At 55.8% G+C, this 22,211-nt stretch carries 23 protein-coding genes; 4 read left to right on the top strand and 19 right to left on the bottom strand.

Translation table 11 applies throughout. The features are described from left to right. Window positions 1–45: 45 nt before the first annotated feature. From IAE55_RS20435 to IAE55_RS20390, 10 genes are all read right to left on the bottom strand, one after another. The gene (locus tag IAE55_RS20435) at window positions 46–1,326 is read right to left on the bottom strand and encodes a Gfo/Idh/MocA family protein (protein WP_200633743.1); all 1,281 of its coding nucleotides are present in this window, start codon (window positions 1,324–1,326) and stop codon (window positions 46–48) included. A 70-nt stretch (window positions 1,327–1,396) separates the two neighbouring features. Next, window positions 1,397–3,025, bottom strand: coding sequence for an extracellular solute-binding protein (locus IAE55_RS20430; protein ID WP_200633742.1), 1,629 nt, complete (start codon window positions 3,023–3,025; stop codon window positions 1,397–1,399). A gap of 61 nt (window positions 3,026–3,086) precedes the next feature. Then, on the bottom strand, window positions 3,087–3,971 hold the full coding sequence (locus IAE55_RS20425) for a carbohydrate ABC transporter permease (protein WP_200633741.1): 885 nt from the start codon (window positions 3,969–3,971) through the stop codon (window positions 3,087–3,089). 14 nt (window positions 3,972–3,985) lie between these two features. Beyond that, on the bottom strand, window positions 3,986–4,945 hold the full coding sequence (locus tag IAE55_RS20420) for an ABC transporter permease (protein ID WP_200633740.1): 960 nt from the start codon (window positions 4,943–4,945) through the stop codon (window positions 3,986–3,988). Window positions 4,946–5,513: 568 nt separating this feature from the next. Next, window positions 5,514–6,551 (bottom strand): LacI family DNA-binding transcriptional regulator, encoded by a 1,038-nt coding sequence (locus tag IAE55_RS20415; RefSeq protein WP_200633739.1) that lies wholly within the window; start codon window positions 6,549–6,551, stop codon window positions 5,514–5,516. A gap of 183 nt (window positions 6,552–6,734) precedes the next feature. After that, entirely contained in the window at window positions 6,735–7,448 is a 714-nt protein-coding gene (locus IAE55_RS20410; protein ID WP_076168559.1) for a GntR family transcriptional regulator, read from the bottom strand. Window positions 7,449–7,458: 10 nt separating this feature from the next. After that, complete coding sequence (locus IAE55_RS20405) at window positions 7,459–8,475, bottom strand: sugar kinase (protein WP_200633738.1); 1,017 nt, start codon at window positions 8,473–8,475, stop codon at window positions 7,459–7,461. After that, window positions 8,468–9,223: a 2-dehydro-3-deoxy-phosphogluconate aldolase gene (dagF, locus tag IAE55_RS20400; RefSeq protein ID WP_200633737.1), complete on the bottom strand. Its 756-nt coding sequence runs from the start codon at window positions 9,221–9,223 to the stop codon at window positions 8,468–8,470. Before dagF ends, IAE55_RS20405 begins: the two co-directional genes overlap by 8 nt. Window position 9,224: 1 nt before the next feature. Beyond that, the gene (locus IAE55_RS20395) at window positions 9,225–10,328 is read right to left on the bottom strand and encodes a DgaE family pyridoxal phosphate-dependent ammonia lyase (protein WP_200633736.1); all 1,104 of its coding nucleotides are present in this window, start codon (window positions 10,326–10,328) and stop codon (window positions 9,225–9,227) included. Next, window positions 10,306–11,406: an amidohydrolase/deacetylase family metallohydrolase gene (locus IAE55_RS20390; protein ID WP_200633735.1), complete on the bottom strand. Its 1,101-nt coding sequence runs from the start codon at window positions 11,404–11,406 to the stop codon at window positions 10,306–10,308. The genes IAE55_RS20395 and IAE55_RS20390 overlap by 23 nt, the downstream gene beginning before the upstream one ends. A gap of 243 nt (window positions 11,407–11,649) precedes the next feature. Between IAE55_RS20390 and IAE55_RS20385 the strand changes: the two genes are divergently transcribed. Next, window positions 11,650–12,147, top strand: a complete 498-nt coding sequence (locus tag IAE55_RS20385; protein WP_200633734.1) for an RDD family protein — start codon at window positions 11,650–11,652, stop codon at window positions 12,145–12,147. An 88-nt stretch (window positions 12,148–12,235) separates the two neighbouring features. Here the strand turns inward: IAE55_RS20385 and IAE55_RS20380 are convergent, their stop codons facing one another. Both IAE55_RS20380 and IAE55_RS20375 read right to left on the bottom strand, forming a co-directional pair. Further along, window positions 12,236–12,889 (bottom strand): deoxynucleoside kinase, encoded by a 654-nt coding sequence (locus tag IAE55_RS20380; RefSeq protein WP_152402025.1) that lies wholly within the window; start codon window positions 12,887–12,889, stop codon window positions 12,236–12,238. Next, complete coding sequence (locus IAE55_RS20375; RefSeq protein WP_200633733.1) at window positions 12,876–13,514, bottom strand: deoxynucleoside kinase; 639 nt, start codon at window positions 13,512–13,514, stop codon at window positions 12,876–12,878. Before IAE55_RS20375 ends, IAE55_RS20380 begins: the two co-directional genes overlap by 14 nt. Before the next feature lie 217 nt (window positions 13,515–13,731). Between IAE55_RS20375 and IAE55_RS20370 the strand changes: the two genes are divergently transcribed. From IAE55_RS20370 to IAE55_RS20360, 3 genes are all read left to right on the top strand, one after another. Further along, complete coding sequence (locus IAE55_RS20370) at window positions 13,732–14,148, top strand: BlaI/MecI/CopY family transcriptional regulator (RefSeq protein ID WP_089546433.1); 417 nt, start codon at window positions 13,732–13,734, stop codon at window positions 14,146–14,148. Between the two features lie 3 nt (window positions 14,149–14,151). Then, window positions 14,152–14,988 carry a M56 family metallopeptidase gene (locus IAE55_RS20365; RefSeq protein ID WP_200633732.1) on the top strand — a complete coding sequence of 279 codons (837 nt, stop codon included), beginning with the start codon at window positions 14,152–14,154 and terminating at the stop codon, window positions 14,986–14,988. A gap of 103 nt (window positions 14,989–15,091) precedes the next feature. After that, window positions 15,092–15,646 (top strand): DUF2231 domain-containing protein, encoded by a 555-nt coding sequence (locus IAE55_RS20360; protein WP_200633731.1) that lies wholly within the window; start codon window positions 15,092–15,094, stop codon window positions 15,644–15,646. A 113-nt stretch (window positions 15,647–15,759) separates the two neighbouring features. Here IAE55_RS20360 and IAE55_RS20355 read toward each other — a convergent pair whose 3' ends face one another. The 7 genes from IAE55_RS20355 to IAE55_RS20325 all read right to left on the bottom strand — a co-directional run bounded on the left by IAE55_RS20355 (window position 15,760) and on the right by IAE55_RS20325 (window position 22,211). Further along, on the bottom strand, window positions 15,760–17,388 hold the full coding sequence (locus IAE55_RS20355) for an LTA synthase family protein (protein ID WP_200633730.1): 1,629 nt from the start codon (window positions 17,386–17,388) through the stop codon (window positions 15,760–15,762). Window positions 17,389–17,554: 166 nt separating this feature from the next. Further along, window positions 17,555–17,896 carry a DUF1801 domain-containing protein gene (locus IAE55_RS20350; RefSeq protein WP_145022215.1) on the bottom strand — a complete coding sequence of 114 codons (342 nt, stop codon included), beginning with the start codon at window positions 17,894–17,896 and terminating at the stop codon, window positions 17,555–17,557. A gap of 37 nt (window positions 17,897–17,933) precedes the next feature. Further along, window positions 17,934–18,380: a YciI family protein gene (locus tag IAE55_RS20345; protein ID WP_200633729.1), complete on the bottom strand. Its 447-nt coding sequence runs from the start codon at window positions 18,378–18,380 to the stop codon at window positions 17,934–17,936. Between the two features lie 119 nt (window positions 18,381–18,499). Then, window positions 18,500–19,762 carry an RNA polymerase sigma factor gene (locus IAE55_RS20340; RefSeq protein ID WP_200633728.1) on the bottom strand — a complete coding sequence of 421 codons (1,263 nt, stop codon included), beginning with the start codon at window positions 19,760–19,762 and terminating at the stop codon, window positions 18,500–18,502. Beyond that, entirely contained in the window at window positions 19,759–20,193 is a 435-nt protein-coding gene (locus IAE55_RS20335) for a YciI family protein (RefSeq protein ID WP_089546426.1), read from the bottom strand. Before IAE55_RS20335 ends, IAE55_RS20340 begins: the two co-directional genes overlap by 4 nt. Before the next feature lie 163 nt (window positions 20,194–20,356). Continuing rightward, a complete protein-coding gene (locus IAE55_RS20330; protein ID WP_200633727.1) occupies window positions 20,357–21,184 on the bottom strand; it encodes an alpha/beta fold hydrolase in 828 nt (275 codons plus the stop codon). A 337-nt stretch (window positions 21,185–21,521) separates the two neighbouring features. After that, entirely contained in the window at window positions 21,522–22,211 is a 690-nt protein-coding gene (locus tag IAE55_RS20325; RefSeq protein WP_234489718.1) for a hypothetical protein, read from the bottom strand.

Genomic DNA, 22,211 nt, shown 5'->3' with positions numbered 1-22,211 from the left:
AAACAGGACAGCGATGCCTTGTTTCTGAACGCTTACTTCATCGCCTTATTTCGGCTGCTCGGCCGTTTGCTTCCTAGACGTCCATTCCATTGCAAATTCATTCAAATCGATCGATTTCCCTTGATGAAGCCGCGATTCCTCTGCCGCGAACGCCATCAGATGGCTGCGCACCGATGCGCTTGCCGACGTCAGGCCTTCCTGGCCGTTGTAGCCGCGGACTTCCTTGAGGAAGCTGCGGACGATGCCGCTGTCTCCGCCGCCGTGGCCGCTCGCCTGGGACGGGATGGCGATTTCCGTCTGCTGATGGGTCAGAAAATCGAAGACGGTGATCTTCCCTTCCTCGCCGCGGAGCTCGCCGCGCGTACCCATGATCTGAATCCGGCGCTCCTGCTCAAAGGTAAAGCCGCACATGCTGAACATCGCCGTAGCTCCGCCTTCAAATTCCATGTTGACCACCTGGTGGTCAACGACGTTGTTGTCGCTGCGGTAGACGCAGCGGCCGTAGTCCGTCTCGCGCAGGCCCTGGATGATGCTCGCCTTCGTCAGCTCCGGCGTGAAATGTCCGGCCCAGCCTTTGTATTGGTCGCTGAGGTAGAACCTCGGCGCCGAATACGGGCAGTCCGGCTCGACGGCGCAGTCCAGGCAGCGGTCCGCCGAGCCTTCCGGCGCGCGGCCTTCATGGAAGTGCATCAGCGAGCCGAACGAGCTCACCCGCAGGCACGGCTTATCCATAAGCCAGGACAGCACATCCATGTCGTGGCAGGATTTGGCCAGAATCATCGGGCTGGCCTTGTCCGAGTGATTCCAGTTGCCGCGGACGAAGCTGTGGGCAATATGCCAGTAGCCCACGTTCTCGTTCAGCTGGATCGACGCGATTTCGCCGATCGCCCCGCTGTCGATCACCCGCTTGATTGTGCTCCAGAACGGCGTGTACCGCAGCACGTGGCAGATCGTCAGCAGCCGGTCATGGTCCCTGGCCGCCTGCTCCATGTCCAGGCATTCGCCGGGATCCGGAGACATCGGCTTTTCCAGCAGGACATGATACTTTTGCCTCAATGCCTGCATGGTGGGACCGTAATGCATCCGGTCCTGCGTGCAGATAACGGCGATGTCCGCCATCCGCTCCGCGGTGAGGAGCGGCTCCCAGGATTCGTAGCACCGCTCCGGATCAATGCCGTGCTTCTCGGCAAAACGGAGCCGCCGCACCGGATCCGCCTCCGCCACGGCCACGAATTCCAGCTCATGCGGGTAGTCCAGCGCGTATGGGGCGTAACCTCCGGCTCCGCGGGCGCCAGCGCCGATCAGAATCGCTTTCAGTTGCGTCATATCTTGTTCGCTCCTTTGAAGTCACTATATCAGTTGAACCATTGAACTGGGTTCAACCTATCCATTGCAATTACTTGGAATAACGGTCGGCCGCCGACTGATAGATGGCGATGTAGCGGTCCAGGCCCATTTTTTGCAGCGTGGACACGTACGCATCCCACTCGTCAAAAGAGGCGTTGCCAGATATGAATTTGTCGCGCATTTCGTCGACATAGGTCGTAATATCCGTCTGGATGCCCGTCAGGTCGGCCTGCTCCTCGGCGGTGAAGTTGAACGGCGGCCAGATTTGATCCTGCGGCACGACATGCGGCTCCGCTTTTTTGGCATTGTCCACGGACGTCGGCAGCCCTTCGGCTCCTTTGAAGTACTTCTGGGTGACGAAGCCGGGATAATAGCCGCCTGGCCAAATCAGGTACTGCCCTACCGCCTGGTCCAGATTCAGGCCGTTCGGGTTGTTTTTGATGTCGTCCACGTAATCCACGCTGCCGTCCGCGTTTTCTTTATAAGTCTCATCTTTCCAGCCCATGAAGAACATCTTGATGCCTTCGTCGCCGTAAAAATAGTCCATCCAGCGCATCAACGCCTCTGGATTTTTCGCTTTATCGGTCAGTACAAACATCCCAATGTTGCCGAGCGGCGATCCGGTCGCGCTGAACATTTGGTCGCCATGCGGCCCCTTGAGCACCGGCAGCCCGACATAGCCCTTCTGGTTGTAAATCGCCACCGGGTCGACATTATCCACTACCCCGATCAGCCCTTCCATCCCTTTTGCATCGACTTCGGTGCTCTTGACCGACATGATGTCCTGTTCCAGCAGGCCGTCCTTGTAGAGCTTGTTGACGTACTGAAGCAGCTCTTTGTAGCGCGGATCGGTCGGGATAAATCGGACTTTGCCGCTTTCCGGATCGGTATCGACATAAATATTTGACGTACCGTGGTTGTTCAGGCCGAAAGAGCCGCGCAGGTAATTGACCAGGCCAGCCGCTCCGACCGCACCCCATGCGATTTCGTCCTTCTGTCCGTTACCGTTCGGATCATTCTCCTTAAACGCCTTCAGCATGTTATAAAATTCATCCAGCGTCTGCGGCTCCTTCAAGCCCAGCTTGGTGAGCCACTCGCTTTTCACCCATGGCGTCCCGTACAGCACGGACTTGAATTCCGGATCGTACAGCGTCGGCAGGCCGTATATGTTGCCGTCCGGCATCGTGATGCCTTTTTCGATGATCGGGTACTTCTTCATCAGCGCTTTAAAGTTGGGCGCGTATTTGTCGATCAGGTCGTTCAGCGGAAGAAAGGCGCCCTGTTTGCCGTATTTGAGCAAGTCTGCCCGTGGAAACGCGGAGGCGTAGAACATTTCCGGGTAATCGCCGCCGGCCAGCAGCAGATTGCGCTTCTCCGCCAGATTGTCCTTCTGGACCGTGTCCCACTGGACGTGAATGTTGGTCATTTTCTCGTATTCCTGCCACAGCTTGATGTTGTTCCAGTCGGCATTGGCGAAAAACTTGCCCGCAAAAGCGGTCACCGTCAGCTTGTCGGTTACGATCGGCATCCCGGTCTCATTAACCTGTCCCCCGGCCGATCCCCCGCCCTTCGATTCCGCGGCTGCGCCGCCTTCCTTGTCCCCCGAGCTGCAGCCCGCCGCCAGCGATACCGTCAGCACGCAGGTCAGCAGCAGACTCCCCCATTGCTTCAGCTTCATCCAAGATTCCTCCCTTTGTTCTGATTCCAACCACGATTCCATCATTTATCCATGCAAGGAATTATCCTTTGATGGCTCCGATCATGACGCCTTTGACAAAATAACGCTGCAGGAACGGGTACAGCACAAGCACCGGAATGTTGGCCACCACCAGCACGGCGTATTTGATGCCTTCCACCTCGCGCTGCTGCTTGATCGCCGATTCGGTCGACATTTTGACCATGTCGTTTGTCTGCCCCTGGATCAAAATTTCGCGGAGCACCAGCTGCAGCGGGAACTTGTCCTTATCCGTCAGGTAGAGCAGCGCGTTAAAAAACGCGTTCCAATGGCCGACCGCATAAAACAAGATCGTGACCGCGATGATCGGCATCGAGAGCGGCAGCATAATGCGCGTCAGAATCTGAATGTTGGAGCAGCCGTCGATCGTCGCCGCCTCCTGCAGCTCATGCGGGATGGACTGCTGGAAGAAGGTCCGCATAATGATGATGTTCCAAATGGAGACGGCGTTCGGAATGATCATGACCCAGAGGGTGTTCAGCATGCCGAGGTTTTTGATCAGCAGGTATGTAGGGATCAGGCCGCCGCTGAAAAACATCGTGAACACCAGCAGCGCCATAATGCCGTTTCGTCCCACAAAGTCTCGGCGGGACAACGGATAGGCCGCCAAAATCGTCATGACGAGATTGATCGCCGTCCCCAGCGTCGTGTAAATAAGCGTGTTGGTAAAGCCGCTGATGATGTCCTTGTTCTGGAAAATTTTCTCGTATGAGTTCAGGTTGATGCCCTTGGGCCACAGCAGCATTTCGCCGCGCAGCACCGTCTGCGGGTCACTTAAGGAAGCACTGAGCACAAACACCAGCGGATACAGCACCACCAGCGTGACCAGGATCAGGATGACGTAGTTGATGACGTTAAAAATGCGGTCTCCCTTGGATTCGATAAGCATGCCTCATGCCTCCCCTACCATAGACTTGTCTCGCTGATACGCCGGGAAATCTGATTCACGACGACCAGCAGCACGAAGTTGATGACGGAATTGAACAATCCGATTGCGGCGGAAAAGCTGTATTCGGCGTTCTGGATCCCGCTGCGGTACACATAGGTGGCGATGATGTCGGAGGTTTCCAAATTCAGATTGTTCTGCATCAGCAGCACCTTCTCGAACCCGACACCCATGATGCTGCCGATGTTCAAAATGAGCAGGATGACGATCGTCGGCATAATGCCGGGGATGTTGATGTGCCAGATCCGCTGGAGCCGGGTGGCGCCATCGACGCGGGCCGCTTCATGCAGCTGGTTGTCAATTCCGGCCAGGGCGGCCAAATAAATGATCGAGCTCCAGCCCATCGTCTGCCATACGTCGGAGAGCACATACAGCGATTTGAACCAGGCGGGCTCGGTCATGAAATTGATCGGCTGGCCCCCGAACAGCTGAATGGCATGGTTGACCATCCCGTAGCGCGGCGACAGAAAAATCATCATCATGCCGACGACGACGACGGTAGACAGGAAATGCGGCGCGTAGGTAACGGTCTGTACGAATTTTTTGAATTTCTCGGCCCTTACCTCGTTCATCAGGAGAGCGAGGATGATCGGGATCGGAAAACCGACGGCCAGGCTGTACAGGCCAATGCCCAGCGTATTTTTCATCAGCCGCCAGAAAAAATAGCTGTGAAAGAAACGCTCAAAGTGGTCAAAACCGACCCATGGGCTGCCCCAAATGCCTTTGGTCGCAATAAAGTCCTTGAAGGCGATTTGGATGCCGTACATCGGAACATATTGGAACAGGATGTAATAAGCGATCACCGGGGAAATCAGCAAATAGAGCTGCCAGTTCCGGTAGATCCGGTTCCACTTCAACGCCTTGCGTTTTTTGCCGGCTGCCGCCTGCACGGCGGGTTGTACTTGAATGTCAGCCATACGACATCACCTCGAATGAAGGATAGGATAAGCGCAAACCCTGTCATGACTGGGGATCGCAAACTAACGATCCGTTTATATGTAATATAAAATGACATAACAGCAATTGGAACTGAGCTTGGAGATGTGTCGCTTACAGGAAAGGAGTGGTTTGGATTATTTTTGGATAAATATTCGAATTTAATTTGGATTAATTTTGGATATAAACAATCATTTATAGGACAAAACCGGGATATCCCGGGGAGTCATCGTTAAAGGGAGGAATGACCTCATTTTCATAAATCCTTTATTTAAAGTATATGAAAACGCAATCATATAATATATGGTTCGCGGAAAGTTTGGATTTCGATCACTCCAAAAGGATGAAAACCAATCCAAACGTTGTTTAATTTTTCCTCATCATAATATAGCTTTTTGGGGATGTCAAACATTATTTTGGATTGTTTTGGTTTCAAAACCGCTCAAATTTTGCTTAAAAATGCAAAAAAGCATCCGCCGGAACCTACTCCCAGCCGATGCTGCCCACAAAATTGCGTTATTATTATGTAATATTATCGAACATATAAAGTCATTTTCTGCTGTAACTGGACGACTCTCTGACGATCAATGCACAGGACAGCAAAATCTTGGTCCCTGCCGGATAGTGCCCGTCCAAATAGTCGACAATCGATTTGGCGGCAACCCGGCCGATTTCATGCTTGGGCACCGAAACTGAAGTTAACGGAGGCGTTGTATATTGGGCGACATCAATATTGTCCATGCCGACGATCGCGATATCCTGCGGGATCCGGCCCTCACGCTCCACAACGGCCCGCATCGCCGGGATCGCCAGCATGTCGCTGGCGCAGAAGATCGCCGTCGGCCATTCCGCTTTCGGAAGCCGGCTCAGCAAATCGCTCACCCCGCTGTAGCTGCGGTCCACGTTCCAGCCCGTATTGATCAGCCAGTCCTGGTGCAGGGCAAGTCCCTCCTCCAGCATGGCGAATTTATACCCGACAAAACGCTCCTCGCTCTCCATCTGCCTGGAATAGGCAGGACCACCGACAAATCCGATCCGTGTATGTCCCTGTTCGATCAAGTGGCGCACGGCCGCCCGTGAGGAGAAGATCCGGTCGCAGTCCACGACGGGCACCGACAGCCTATCGTCGTTCAGGCTCACGCCCAGGATGGCGATCCCTTCCTTCTGAATCAGCCCGAACAGCTCCTCGTCATACCAGCTGATGGCCACGACGCCCTCCGCCCCGGTTTCCCTCAGCATCTGCTTCAGCCTCTCGGCATCCGACACTTCCTCCGATGTGCGGACCATCGCCGGCGGCTGTCCCATCTCTTCCATCTTCTCATGGAAGCCGGCCAGCACCTTGGAGAAATACGGATGATCGTCCATCAGATGCTGGGGAACGATGCAGGCGATCCGCTTGGTCTCGACAACCTGCTGCGGCGCGCCTTTCGGCGATCCGTGCCATTTGTACCCCAGCTCTTGGGCCGCTTCCCGGATCTTCTGCTTCGTTTCCTCACTGACCGGCCGGCTGGTGTCATTGCTGATCGCCCGGGATACGGTAGAAATGGACACGCCCACCCGTTCGGCAATATCTTTTAGCTTCGCCAATCCAAGTCCCTCCTCTGCAAATTTTGGCTCCAAATTTTACAACCGTAAATTGATCATATCATAAACCTGCGATTGCGTGGCGTCAAAATTCTGCGGCGGCGGTTCCGCCAAAAAAGAACCAAAAACAAAAAAGGCTGTTCCAAAAAACGGATGAATCCGCTTCGGGAACAGCCCGTACTGCCGCTATCTGTCGTAGGTGACCACATAATTTTGAAGGCCGGTATGATAGTAACCGATGCTGTATTCGATCACCTGGCCCAGCTCATCATAGGAGTAACGCAGCCTTTTGAGGACCGGGGTTCCCCCGTCCAGGCCGAGCGTCTTTTGCACATGTTCCGGCGGGACGGCTACCGTAAACTCATCCCGCAGATTGCCCAGGGGAATATCCCGCCCCTCGAGCCATTCATACAGGGACATGGCGTTCAGGTCGTCCATATCCACCTCGCCGGCATCCGGGGTCACATAATGCGTGTAATAAATGTACGGCCGGTCATCCAGGAAATACACCCGTTCCAGCAGTAAGCTGGTCTCTCCCAGCAGCCGCCAAGCTTCCGACGATTCGTCATTGGTCACGCGCTTGACTTGAAGCCACAGCTTCCGGATCTGATGCCCTTCCTCCACCAGCACTTCCGTGAAATGCTTCCACTTGGCCAGCTTGGATACCGATGTATTGCGGATTACCTTCGTTCCCCGGCCGCTGCCCTTCTCCAGAAAGCCCTCGCTGACCAGCTCCGAAACGGCGGCCCGGATCGTAATTTTGCTGACCGCAAATTCCTTCTCCAGCTGCGGCTCCGAAGGGATATTTTCCCCTTTGGGGTAAACGCCGTGCAAAATCCGTTCCTTCAAAATATGCTTGATTTGTATGTACAACGGCCTATCTTTGCGGGATAAGCTCACAGCAGCTCCACTACCTTTCTACGTCACCTGCGGATGCCGTCATCGCCTTGAGAATGTCCTGCGCGGTAGACATCGGCGTATCGCCCGCCACCGTATGGGCCAGCATGCCGGCGGCCGCCGCATAACGCACCGTCGTCTCCGGCGGCAGACCTTCCAGCTCGCCATGGATGATTCCGCTGGCAAAAGCATCTCCTGCCCCTATTCTATCATAGACGGCGAACGTCAGCAGGTCCGAATACGCAAATTGTCCGCTGGTGAACATAAATCCTTGCAGCGAATGGGAATTGTCGCCGTTCACGAAGCGGTGGGTCCCGGCGACCGTGCGGATGCCGAACGTCCGCGCTGCCTGGGGAATCAGCTCTTCCAGCTGCTCCCGGCGCGCCTCCTTCTCCGTATGAAGGCCAAGCGTCAGCATGGCGTCCCGCTCGTTCATCAGGACGACGTCCGACAGGCGGAGCATCTCCTCGTAATGCGGTCGTGCCCGGTCATATCCGTCTTCCCCCCACAGGGAAGGACGGTAGTTGCAGTCAAATATGACCGTGCCGCCCTGCTGCTTCACCGCCCGGGCGAGCGCCTTCATATGTGCGCGCACTCCGTCGTTCATAGCCAGGGCAATCCCGCAGAAGTGAACGGCGTTCACTCGGCTTGCAATATCGGCAAAATCGTACGTTCCCTCCGGGGCGGTGTTGAAGCTGCTCTCCAGCCGGTTCGTATACGTGACCCGGCTCGGCCGGACGCCAAAGCCGTTCTCGAGAAAGTACATTCCGAGGTACTTTCCGCCGCGGCCGGCAAAGGAGAGGCCGATGCCGAGCTTGCGGAGATAGGCTGCCGCCGCATCGCCCAGCGGATTGTCCGGCAGGCGGGTCACAAGCATCCCTTCGTGGCCCATACGAGACAGCGCGGAAGCCACATTGACTCCGGTGCCGGAGAACGTGTAATGCAGCGTCCCGGACTGGGACAGCAGTTCAACTCCCGGAACCGTCAGGCGCATCATCACTTCCCCGAAAGCCGCGATGCGCTTAGGCATAGTCGTCAGCCAGCTTCTTCATGATTCCAGTCAGCGTCCGGACATGCATGATGTTGGTATTGCCCGTATCTTTGTCGATGATGGAAGAATACACATGCGGAATGACCTGCGGCACGCCGCCTTCCAGCGCGATGCGGAGAATGGCTTCGAAATTGTCCATGTCGATGCCGCCGGTCGGCTCCAGAGCAAAGCCTTCCGCAGCGCATGCCCTCACGACTTCACGATACTCATCCTCGCGCGAAAGCCCCTGCATCGGGAAATACTTGAGCGCATTCCCGCCCATATCGCGCACCAGCGCGATCGCTGCCGCTACGGGAATGATGGCGGGCTCGGACTGCGCCGCGCTGAATGGACCGGTCGAAATGTTAACATAGCCCGGACGGCCGCATGGCGATACAAGGCTGTTGATCCAGCTGTCCTTCGCCCCGAGGTTCGCCCGGGTCGCGCCGACCGCCGGGAAAACCTGATTGATGTGGCTGCCGGGATAATGCTTGGCGATCTCTGCCACGACCGCAGCCTGGCGGTTGTCCCCGGCCCCAAGCCCGATCGACACCGCCTCGTCGATCGCCTCGCCGTACTGCTTCATCGCCGCCACAGCTTCTTCCACGCTGGCGTAGTTCTTCGACAGGACGCCGACAAGCACATGGCCTTCGGCCGCTTCAAAAATCTCCTTGGCGTTCGCGATATCCTTCGCCAGTACGTTCAGGGCGACACGACCCTTATACCATCTCTTCTCTATGTGGGACATTTTATTTTCCTCCTGTCAATTCACGGATTCGCGATTCAATCACCGTCATGTCATCGCCCATCAACGGCCTTGGATCGATGTCAAAATACCCCTGTCTTACGCCGTAATCCCGGGTATATATCGCAATGGCGCCCTGCCTCAAGCCGTCGTTCACATCCTTGGCGGTCGTTCCCGCCTGCTGCGGATCGATCTGCACCCGCGCCCGGTAAATGGCCCGGCCGGCCTCATCCTGCACGATCGTTACCCGGACCCCGGGAATGTCGTTCAGCGGCATCAGCGCCTGCAGCGAAGCTTTCTCCTCCTCGCTCCGGTCGACTTTGACCCTATATTCGTCCAGCGCCTGCAGCAGGCCGAACGACGTTTCCTTGCCCACCTTCATGCTTCGTCCGATACCGTGCAGCTGGACCTTCACCCACTCGATATATTCCCGTTTACCCGCCACAATGCCGGAGGTCGGTCCTTCGATCGCCTTGGAGCCACTGTAAATTGCCAGATCCGAGCACTTCACGTACTTCTGGAGGTCTTCTTCCGCCGCAGCGTCGACAATCAGCGGGACGCCTGCCCGCTTGGCGGCTTCCCACGCTTCTTCAACAGAGATCATGTTTTTTTGTACGGCATGATGCGATTTTACGTACAAAATGGCAGCCGTCATGTCCGTCACCGCGTCTTCGATATGCTCCGCGCGTCCCTCATTGGCATATCCGACCTCGACCAGCTTGCCGCCGCCGAGGTAGACCATCGTTTCCACCGGAGCGCCGTACTGCACGTTATGACCTTTAAGAATGATAATTTCGTTTTTCGCGATCGGCTCCTTATGCAGCTGTTCGCTCCGGCGGCGGTTTCCCTGCGTAACGATACCGGCCACCGACAAGGCGATGCCGCTGGATGCCGAGTTGACGATGACCGCCGCCTCCGAGCCGAGAACTCCGGCAATGTGATCGCCTGCCTTATCCACCAGGTCGGCGATTTCCACATAGCTCTGTCCGCCCTGCTTCATCGCTTCCATGACCGTGTCCGTCGGCGCGGACACGCCGAGAATGCTCATCCGTCCGCTGGCATTGATGACCCGCTTGAGCCCATACTTAGAAAACAATGAATTTCCCATGAATGACCACTCCTTTGGTAGTAATAACTTGCTCGGCCGTTCTGTGCACACCCTCGGAATCTACAAGCTGCGCGGATTCGCCGCTCACCGTAAAGAGGCTCAAATTCGCCGCATCCCCGACCTGTATCCGCCCGAGCTCGGGTCTGCCAAGCCACTGCGCCGCACGGACCGTGACCCTGCTGATCGTTTCCTCTAGAGAATACCCCAGGCTGAGGAACTTGGAAAGTACATTTGCCAAGCTGTACACGGGACCGTTCAGCCGGTTGCCCCGGTAAATATCCGTGCTGATCGTATCCGGATGAATGCCGTGCCGTTTTGCGTCTTCAGCCACCCGGAAGGAGAAGCTTGCCGTCCCATGCCCCACGTCCAGATGGACGCCGCGCCGCACGGCATCGGTGAGCACGTTCAGCGGACGGCCGTCTGCGTCAAACAGATTGTTGCTCTTGCCGTTTAAATAGTGGGTGATGATGTCGCCCTTCTCCAGAAGGGGGATCACGTCCCGGATATCCGGCGGCGCCGAGCCGATATGCACCATCAGCGGCAGGCCGGTATCGGCCGACAAGCCCCGGGCAAGGCGCAGCGGCTTGAGCCCGCTCTCCTTCACGACGCTCCGGCTGATGCGCGCCTTCAGCCCGACGATCAGCTCCGGATACGCCTGCACCGCCTCGATCGCTTTGCCGCGGTCAATCCATTCCAGCCGGGACAGCTCATCCACCCGTTGCAAGCCGATCCGTGAAATGTTCAAGAAGGCGAGCAGATTCGTCTTGGCTGCACGCCCGCTGGCGGCCAGATCTGCAATCCGGTCGGCCCCGCAGCTTCCCGCGTCGACGATCGTCGTGACGCCCTGCTTGACGCCGATTTCGTCAATGTCATCGCCGTAAGGGTCAAATTCGGGAAAGGCGTGGACGTGCATATCGATCCAGCCGCTCGACACGTAAGTGCCCCGGCCGTCCCATACGGCGTCGCCTTTTCCCTCGCCGGCAGCCGTTATGCCGGTGATGACGCCCTTGGTTATGACGATGTCGATTTCTTCTCCGCTCACAAGCTTCACTTGGCGGAGTACGGTAGTTTGCTCCATGTCATCACCTGTCTTTTTATTATAACGTTATAATGTTTAAGATAGCATGGAACCACTCACAAGTAAACATAACGTTATAATGTTTCAAGGAAGCGACGTCATTCAAAAAAGTCGGAAAAAAAGGTTGTAGATCCGCAGCTCGCCGTCATACATAATAGGATTAGACAAACCGCGTTCGACGTACATTGGAAGAAGCAGGACCAACATCATCAGCTCCGTACGATACGGAAAGGGGAAACGGCCATGAAGCTGACCTTGGTAAGACTTACCGCCTACGGGCTGGATTTTATCATGCTTGCGCTTGTGCTCGTCGGTCTTCAGCTGGCGGCCTATCATCTGACCGGAGGATTCCCATTTGACAGGCTGGACAAGGGCTATCAGATCGAATGCTGGGTGCTCGCCACCATGTCCTTCCCCGTGTGGATGTATTTTATCGTGTCGGAGTATTTTTTCGGCGCGACGTTAGGCAAAAAGCTGCTGCGGCTCTCGGTGACCCGCAGGGACGGAGGGCGCATTTCCTTCATCCAGGCCGCCGGCCGGACCTGCCTCAAGCTGCTGCCGTGGGAGCTGACCCATCTGATCATCCTGGTTCCGGACCCATGGTGGAACGTCCCGGAGCCGCCGTATCCCGCATTGGTTCTGATTCCGAACGGAATGATCCTGCTGTATATCGTGTTCCTGCTGCTTAACCGGGGGAGACGCGCGTTTCATGATGTTCCCGCCGGTACTTTCGTCCGTTAACCGTTGAGAGAGCTGGACAGCTCCGCTGATCGTTTATAATCTAAAAAAACGGACCACACCTACTGGCATGATCCGTCTTCCTTTATAACTATAATTTTGCCGGCGTGCCTGCAATCGTTCGACCCACTTGCGTCAAAATGTCGGACATGGACCGCTCGTCGTGCACATCATAATCCTCGATGTTCAGGCGCAGCACCGGGCAGGCATGAAATCCGTTAATCCAGGCCGTATACCGTTCATGCATTTCTTCCCAATAAGACACGTCTGTCTGGATTTCCATCTCGCGGCCGCGTTCCCGGATTCGGGACAAAATGGACGGCAGACTCCCTTCGATATAGATCAGAACGTCGGGATGCGGAAAATAAGGTGTCATCACCATCGCCTCGAAGAGGCTGGTATATGTACGGAAGTCCGTTTCCGACATCGTCCCTTTATCCGCATGCATTTTGGCGAAAATGCCGGTATCCTCATAGATGGAACGGTCCTGGACAAAGCCACCGCCGAGTTCGAACATGCGCTTCTGCTCTTTAAACCGCTCGGCCAGGAAATAGATTTGAAGATGGAAGCTCCAGCGCTCAAAATCGTGGTAGAACTTCTCCAGGTATGGATTGTCGTCCACCTGCTCCAGCGAGGTTTTAAAGCCGAGCGAACCGGCCAGCGCCGCCGTCAGCGTCGATTTGCCGACACCCACCGTGCCCGCCACCGTAATGACCGCATTATCCGGGATATTATATGGATTCATACACAAGCTCCTTTATTTGCGAGGCTATCGTTTCAAATTGTTCCTCATTCTTGACGAAATCAACTTCGTCCCCATTAATCGTCAGCAGTACCGTCGATGCACCGTCTGTGCCGGCACTGAGCTTGCCCATCGCGGCATCATAGTCCTCGATCAGCTGCTTGAGATAGGCGGGATCCATTCCTTCTTCAAAAGGGCGGCCCCGCCGGGCGATCCGTTGCAGCAGCGTATCCAGGCTGGCCCTGATATAAATAATAACGTTTGGCTTCGGCAGATCGCCGGTCAGCACCTGATAGATTTGCCGGTACTTCTCCCGTTCGACGCCGTGCAGCGTTCTTTCGCTAAAAATTAGGTTTTTATACATATGATAATCGGAGATCACCGGCTGTCCCTTGCCGATATAGCCGTTCACCGTATGGGTGAGCTGCTTGTACCGGCTGCACAGAAAGAACATTTCGAGCTGAAAGCTCCAGTCCTCCATATTCTCGTAAAATGACTCGATGAACGGATTTTCCTCCACAATTTCCTTCACCACCGGAAAGCCCAATCTGTTTGCCAGCATCACAGCCAGCGTGGTTTTCCCCGCTCCAATGGGCCCTTCCACGGCGATAAACGGCACCTGTTTCATGAATGGTGTGACTCCCTCCCTACGGTATGCCAAAAAAAACGACTTACCTATTGTATCACAGCATCGTCCGTTTGCTAGAAGAACTTTTCTTGAAATCATATCCTTTAGCTGCACAGGTTATGCAGGCGTTGAAGGCCTGGAGAGCCAGTCCTCCGGTCCTGGTTGACGGGCATACCGACATAACACTATAATTTGTAGTGTAAAGGGAGTGCGCTGTATGAAGATGAACAAGTTCAATTATCAAGGACGGGGATTGGAGCGATTCTTCGGCCCGCTTGAAGCCAAGGTCATGGACGTGATCTGGAGCCGCCTGGAGGCGGTGACCATCAAGGAAGTGAACGCCAAGATCAGCGAAGACAAGCCCATGAGCTTCAACACGATCATGACGGTCATGAACCGGCTTGTTGACAAGGGAATTCTGCAGAAGAAGCTTCAGGGGAAATCTTACGTGTACAGCCCCGTTCTGACGAAGGAGCAGTTTCTGGAGGAACAATCGAAAGAGCTGTCCTACGATCTGGTTAAGGAGTTCGGTTCCCGGGCCGTCGCCCATATGATCGATGCGATGGAACAGGTGGACCCCGACCTGCTCGACCAGCTGGAGAAGCAAATCAAACAATGGAAAAAGGATCGGTAAGCCATGTGGGAAAAGCGATCGAAAGGGATGCTCGCCTTTGTCATGCTGACGGCCGGCTTGGTCTACGTGCAGATGACGCTGTTTGTGGTTCAGTTTATTTTCCATGTCCGTATGCCGGCGAACCTCTTTAATGTCTGCATTGAATTTTTGCGATTTATCGGGTTCCCGGTCCGGATCAATGTCATGCTGTTTTTGCTGCTTACCTCGCTCCTGCTGTCGCTTGCCGTCTGGCTCCGGGAAGGCATCGCTTCGTTCCGCTGGAGGAAGCTTCTGCACCGCTGCCTGGATCCCGACTTATCACAGGCGATCGGCGAAGAGCACGGTCTTGGTCCCCAAGCTTTAACTGTGATCGATCATCCGGATCAGGTAGCCATGACGGTGAGACTGCTGCGGCCCCGCATCGTCCTGTCGACAGGTCTCATATGCGAGCTGAGCGAGAGCGAACTCGCGGCCGTCATGGCTCACGAGAAGTACCATTTGAGCGAGAGGCATCCGCTTAAAATTTTTCTGCTGACGCTGGTCGGCACCACGTTCTGGTACATACCGATCTACCGCTGGCTGATCGGCAAATACAAAATGCTGATCGAGCTGATGGCCGACCGGCAGGCCGTTCGCGCCACCGGGAGCGTCGCCGATCTTGGCAGTGCCCTGCTCGTGATGCTGAAGCGGGGAACGTCCGCCACGCTGGTACCGAGCAGCGCTTCGTTTGCCGACAATGCGATCAATCTGCGCTTGAAGCTGCTGGTGGATCCGCACTTTAAGCCGCCGCTGCGTCCGCCGCTTATCCCCTGCATCGTCTCACTGATCGCATTCGTATTCGTCGTATTTGGCATTGGATAAAGCGGTAAAACAACGCCTTGCCGTTTCATATCAGGCAGCGGCGTTTTTTTGGAAACATAAAACTACATTATGTAGTGTTAATTAAACTTGAGGAGGAATGGTGATGAATTATTTATGGGATAACAAGCATTTTATCATTACGCATTTTCCGATCGTGCTCCTGCTGTTCAGCTTGCTGTTTGATCTGGCTGCACTGATCTGGAAAAAACGGGAGTGGCATTCCGCAGCCCTCATCTGTCTCATCATCGGCACGGTCAGCACGGTCGCTGCGGTACTGACCGGACCGAAAATGATGCGCAATCCGAACGTGGAAACTCATGCAATGTACGGTGTCTATACGATGTATTTGGCGATCGCGCTGTGCATCGTCCGCGGAGCGATTGGGCTCTGGAAAAAGCGGGACATCGGCAGAAACCCGCTGTACCTCGTGGTGACCCTTGCAGCCGTCGTCCTGGTGATGTACACCGCTCACCTCGGAGGAGAGATGGTGCACCGGCCGTTCGAGCCCGGGCAGTTCCCTCAAGGGCAGATGGGCGGCGGTCAAGGCCAAGGCGCCTCAGCCGGGATGCCGGGCGGGCAGGGTGTGCCCGGGGACCGGGGCGGCCAGCCGCCGGCAGACGGAAGCGCCGGCGCTTCCGGATCGGATTCGGCGGAGTAAGTTCCGATTTCCGCCAGGCTGCACTCCCCTTAACGGCAAAACAGCGGTCCCCGGTGCATCCGGTGGGGCCGCTGTTTTTTGGTATGACGAATCCATGCCGTTGAATGTTCCGCCTACCGTGCCGGATGATCCGCTGCAGGCTGCTTGATGCGCTCTATGCTTCCGTCCTTCCCCGCTTTTCCGTTTGGACTTGGCTTGGCACGGGGGCCGGCTGGCCCATCATTGACTGCCTGCTTTTCACCCGGCTTAGCTCCCGGCCCGGTTTCCGCTTTAGGCGGCGCTTTGGCCCCCGCGGGCTCCTGTTTCGACTGGGATTCCAGCTTGACGCCTGGCCTGGCGGGCAGACGCTTCACGTACCGGTCCGACAGCCCCATCCGCTTTTGAATAAATTCAAAGTCCGGTCGATACCGCTCGACGTTCTGCACCGGCAGCAGCGTTCGGAGATCGTATGCTTTTCCGTCCTCAAATCCGTTTTTTCCAGCGACAAACACGATGTCGTCATTAAAAAAGGAGCCGGCCGGCATGTAATACCGCGATCCGACAATATTGTGATCGACGTTGGCCAAATCGTGGCCGAATGCGGTAAAATTCTCCTGTTTCAAATCAATGCCCATCACATTGGCCACTGTGGGCAAAATATCGATCTGCCCTCCGGTCCGCTCGATCCTCTTACCTTCGTGCTGGCCGGGCAGGTGGATGATCAGCGGCACGTTGTACGTGCTGATGTGCTTATGGTACGGAATGCCGAGGGTTTTGCTGACGGTGGCGGGGCGATGATACCTTTTATGAAGGCCGAAATGGTCTCCATAGATCACGACTACGCTAGTATCCCAGAGCCCCGATCTTTTCAGCTTGTCGATAAAAGTCCCCAAGGCATAATCGGAATAGTTGATGGCCGTCAAGTAGTCCCCGAGGCGCCCATCGGCGAAGTCGTCGGGAAGATGAAGACGCTTGTCGGCTTCTTTGATTTTATAGGGAGAATGGCTCGTCACGGTGACGAATTGGGCGTAGAACCGCTTGTCCAGCTTTCGCATCGTTTTCATTTTACGGATACCGACCCGGAACAATTCCTCATCCGACGCCCCGAACCGGCTGAATTTGACCTTGCTGAAATAGGGCTTGTCATAATACGCGTGAAACCCCAGCGCCGGATACATTTGGTCCCGGTTCCAGAAGGTCACGTCATTGACATGGAACGTCGCCGTAACGTAATGATTCTTGCCCATCAGCTTGGCGAGGCTCGGTAGCTTTCGGTCGGCATACGTTGTAGACATGGCTGAAAACCCGATGGGGTAGATCGACGTACTGGCGGCAAACTCGGCGTCTGACGTATTGCCTACTCCGATTTGCTGGAATATGTATGGAAAATACAAGCTTTCTTTGGACAGCTTTTTCATAACTGGTGCTACCTGCTGTCCATGAACCGACGCATTCAGCACAAAATTTTGAAAGGATTCCAGCTGAACGACAATGAGATTTTTGCCCTTTCCGGCCCCCCAATAGGACCTGGCACTGCCCTCGTGAGGCTCCCCAAACGGATAAGTCCGGTCGAGCTCCTCGAGTTTTTCGGGAATCGTTTTTTCGCGCTGGGGCTTAACCACTTTTTGTGTCACCGAATGCGGCTTGGTTTCGGGCTGCAGCTTGGCCGGAAGGTTCCGGTAGAGCAGGACCGCGCCTGCAATCAATGCAGTCGACAGGGCGGCGGCAATATAACGGGCATAACGAGACTTGAATCGGTTCATCAGCTCTTTAACCACTCCAAGAAGCATAATATGGCGGTCAATCCTGGACCTGTTATAGGGTGTCCCATCCTGCCCGAATGATTCCCGGTTCTGCGAAAAAAAACAAAAAAACCCTTGGCATTCAAGGGTTTGGGTTTCCATATCGCGTCGGGTCTAAGGATAACATTTACAGCGTTTCGGCAGCCTGGCTGAGCCAAGCCGACAGCTGGCCGGCATCAAACGAGTCCCCTTTGCGCAGCTTCATCGTTTTTCTTTCCGCCGGTCCCTCAAACATGCCTTCCGGGAGGTCCAGCCCGTCCGCATTAAAGATCGTAAAGCTGACCGCATCCTTCGAGGCGGAGATGACGGCAGCGTATTTTCCGTTTTTCAAAAAATGGGGTTTCTTGTACTGGATGCGCTCGCTCACGTCCGGCAAGGCCTGATGGACCACTTCACGCAGACGGGTGGACAGCTCGTTTTGCCACGGTTCTTTCAACGCCTCAATATAATCGACGACTTCCTGACTCATTTATAATTCGCTCCTTTGTCAACGATGAATGGGTTGCTTATAAAAATTTCTGCATCTGATTCAGCATACGGACCTGCTCCTGCAGGTCGGCTTCCAGGGCCAACACCCTAGGATTCCGGTCTTCCTGCACCCACTCCCTGAGCTCGCGGACATCTACTTCGCTGCCCTCACAGCCTGCGGGTACCGGCATCTTCATCGCCCATTCCACCGCCTCGTCCGCCGTTTCCGCCTCGATGACTACGTATCCCGCGATAAGCCGATGGTCCAACGGGAATGGACCGGGGTTGACCTCCGGACTCGCGTCCCGGCCGGTGAGCCGGATTCGGACCCCGCTTGAACTGGGCTGGAGCTCCTCGGCAGCGAGGAGCTTGCCTGCCTGCGCCAGCGCCTTGCGATATTCAGCCATCCCTTCTTCGAACCGGTGCGTGTGTAAAATACCTGCTTCTGACAGCCCGTTTGCCCTGACGATCAACATAAATCTCATGAACGTTTCCCTCCTTGTTGGAGGAAGACCGAAGGCCGCGATTTCCTGCCCTTCTTATTCTTCCACCTGCTATGACGACGAATGGGAACGTCCTTCATCGACATACAGCAGCAAAATAATTAATTTGGTGAACCGCCGCACTCCGTAGCCCGCTTCAAGAGCAGCTGCTGCTCACGGCTATTGCGGGTCATGGCGGCCGCCCGTTCGAATTCGGAGCGGGCTTCGTCCATCCTTCCGAGCTTGGCTAAAAGGTCGCCGCGGACGCTCGGCAGCAGGTGATACTCTGTCAGGGCAGGCTCGTGCATCAGTTCATCGACGAGCTGCAGTCCGAATGCCGGACCGAAGGCCATCGAAATGGCCACCGCCCGGTTCAGCTCGACGATCGGGGAGGGCGCCACCCTGGAGAGCGCCTCGTAGAGGGCAGCGATGCGGGCCCAATCCGTATCTGCTGCAGTTGGCGCCTGCGCATGACAGACGGATATCGCCGCCTGAAGTGCGTAAGGACCGAGCGGGCGGCCCAGCTTCCGGCACCGCTCCAGCGCCGCCAACCCGCGGCGGATAAGCAGCCTGTCCCACTGCGCCCGATTCTGGTCCATCAACAGCACCGGCTCGCCGGAAGCGCTGACCCGGGTCTTGAAACGGGAGGACTGGATTTCCATCAAAGCCACCAATCCGTGAACCTCCGGCTCCTCCGGGGCAATCTCGGCCAGAACGCGTCCAAGCCGCAGCGCTTCCTGGCAGAGCAGCGGGCGGAGCCAATGGTCTCCGGTCGTCGCCGAGTATCCTTCATTAAACATCAGGTAGATGACCTCAAGCACAGCGCTCAAGCGCTCCTGCAGCTCCTCTCCTTCCGGAACCTCAAAAGGAACCTTCCGGCTGCTTAAGGTTCGTTTGGCGCGGACGATCCGCTGGGCGATGGTCGATTCTGCCGTTAAAAAGGAACGGGCGATTTCATCCGTGGTCAGGCCGCATAACAGGCGAAGCGTCAGCGCAACCCTGGCATCCTGCGACAGCACCGGATGGCAGGTCATAAAGATCAGACGGAGGAGATCGTCGCCAATCTCCCCGTCCATATTCCGCTCTAGGTCATCTTCGGTATACAATTCCGTCGTCTGCGCCATTTCCGCGTATTTCTCATCCCGAAGCTTGTTTCTGCGGAGCAGATCGATGGCCCGCCGTTTGGCCGCCGTCATCAGCCAGGCGCCGGGATTGTCAGGAATGCCGCTTTCCGGCCACCGCTGAAGGGCGATCACCAGCGCGTCCTGGGCCAAATCCTCGGCCAGGCCCACATCCCGGACCATTCGCGTCAGGCCGGCGATCAGCTTCGGGGATTCAATCCGCCAGATGGCGTCAATGGTCCGGTGCGTTTGGGATGAAGTCACGCTTTTCTTTGCTCCTCCAGCTGCTGTCTCAGCGCGTTCTCCTTGGCGATCGCTTCCGGATTATCCGTCAGGTCCTCCACCTCAAACACCTGTCTCAGCTCAATTTGACCCTGCCCAAATCCGTGGGGATCCGGCATCCGCAGCGCCCACTCGATCGCTTCCTCTCTCGATTTGACTTCGATCAGGGTGTATCCCGCGATCATCTCCTTGGCTTCGGTGAACGGCCCGTCAACCACTTTCGGTTTGCCGCCGGGCTCCGGATAAGAAATGCGGATTGCACTGGAGCTCGGATGCAGGCCATCGCCTCCCAGCAGGACGCCGGCTCTGGCCAGCTCCTCGTTGTAGCGGTGCATGGCTTCGATGAGCTCCGGACTTGGCAGAACTCCCGCCTCGGAATCCGTTGTAGCTTTGACGATCATCATAAATCTCATGTTTTATTCCTCCTAGGATTGGATGAAGCCGCCGCCGTGCTCTTCACAGCTTCCCTAATTCAGCTTCTATCATTTCGACGAACGGGAGAGACTGAAATCGACATCAGCGCTTCATTTTTTTTTTTAATTTTTTTCTTTTGGTCTGGATCGTTCAAACCTACCTTTACATGCCGGATGCCTGCGCTTTGTCTGCAAAAAATGCGGACAGCTCCGCCGCAATTTTCGGAGCGTCCAGCTTTTTCGTATGGCCGAGCCCCTTCTTACTCAGCAGGATGGCATTAGGCAGTCCTTGAGCCAGCGCACCGGCGGCATGGCGGAGGGAGACCGGACTGTCCGGCCCTTCCAGAACAAGCGTCGGCATTGTCACGCGGCTCCACTGTTCAGCAGGCAGCGGCTTTCCGTCCCAGTAACCGTCAAGCAGCGCGGCATCGTAGGGCAGCGTGTGGGCCACCGCCATCAGGTTCGCCCACACCTTCGGCATCATTCGCATCATGCTGACGACGAACCCGGGGGCTCCCATCCCTTTGGTCATAAAATACTTAATCGCCTCGGCGCGCCGCCCGCTGCGGATCAGCTCCGTCACCTGCGGTATAAAGTCCTGCGGCGGCTTCCGGTCCGAGGCATCGACCACAAACGGCGGTTCGTGGAGGGCCAGCTTCGTGATGGCCGCCCCTCCGGCGGCTGCCTCAAGGGCCAATACGGCTCCCGAGGACAGCCCCCAGACATACGCGGAGCCTCCGGCCGCTTCAATGACCGCTTCCAAATCCTCGATCTCGCGTTCCACGGCGTAAGGCTGGGAATCCCCGCTGTCTCCCCGCCCGCGGCGGTCGTAGTTATATACGGTAAACTGACTGGACAGCAGCTGGGCCAGCTGGACCTGTGCCGGAAATTTGCGGTAGCTGAACGCTCCCGCCACCAGGATGAGCGCAGGCCCCCTCCCGGTCCGGTCGTAAGCGATCTTGGTTCCGTCTTTTGAAATGACAGTGTGCATGAGAATAATCTCCTTTTTCATGGTTTCTATATAGACGACGAACGGACGAAACCCGGATCGACATATCTTCAAAAAAAGTTTTCAACACAGGCTGTTCAGTCCTTCCTTCCCTTTCCGGATGATGTAAACACCCGCCGGTTGGATCTTGGACGCCTAATTGTTTTCGGCAGCGTATGCCCAATTTCCTGCCCTGTTTACGGAGTGCTGCCGATTCCTAGAACCTTAGGGAATTCCTTTGCACGCAAAAAGCGGCCGCCGGGAAATCCCCTTGGGCCGCTTTTCTGATCCATCAAACCATTACAATTGTCCATTTCTAGTTTTCGAACGCTTCATCGGATCATTTCAACGTAATGGTCTTCTGCCAGGTTAATGTTTTGCCCTGATCGTTCGTGAATGCAAATTTCACTTGGCCTTCTTCTCCCTTCAATTCATCGGGATAGAAGAAGCCCATGAACTGACCATCGCCGCTGATGTAAAAACCATCCTCTCCGTTTTGCCCATGTTCTATGGCCTCCTGGAGCGTATTCTTGATTTGGTGCTTAGCCGATACCCACTGCATCTCTGTAAGCATATAACCTTCAGGCAGCTTGTTGATCACGAAATCGAAGCTGTTGCCCGTTGTCGGCTTCGCAGTTTGATCTATAATGATCAGAATGGCTTTACCCGCGTCTTCCTCTCCAGACGGCCCGCCGTCTTTTAATCCTTCATCTTGGGAATTAGCCGGCGTCTGCGCCTCCGTGTTACCTGCGGCGCCCGAATCGGCGCCGGAGTGATCGTCAGAGCTTCCGGCAGCATTCTCACTCTCTCCGCTACCTGCTGGATTTTCCGTCCCCGATTGGTCCCCTGCATCGCTGCCCTGTTCATCTTCATCTCCTGCTGACGGCACCTGAGCCGCAGAAGAGCTTTCCTGACCTGCTCCGGCAGACGAAGATCCGCTATCCGGTGCCGCCGTATTTTTCGCCCCGCACGCACTGGTCATTAGTAATAACAGTAGTGCAGAAGCCAAATAGATCGATTTAATGGTCAT

It is taken from the genome of Paenibacillus sp. S28, from assembly GCF_016624415.1.
Lineage (GTDB): Bacteria > Bacillota > Bacilli > Paenibacillales > Paenibacillaceae > Paenibacillus_AQ > Paenibacillus_AQ favisporus.
This window is presented reverse-complemented; position numbering and strand designations above follow the sequence as displayed.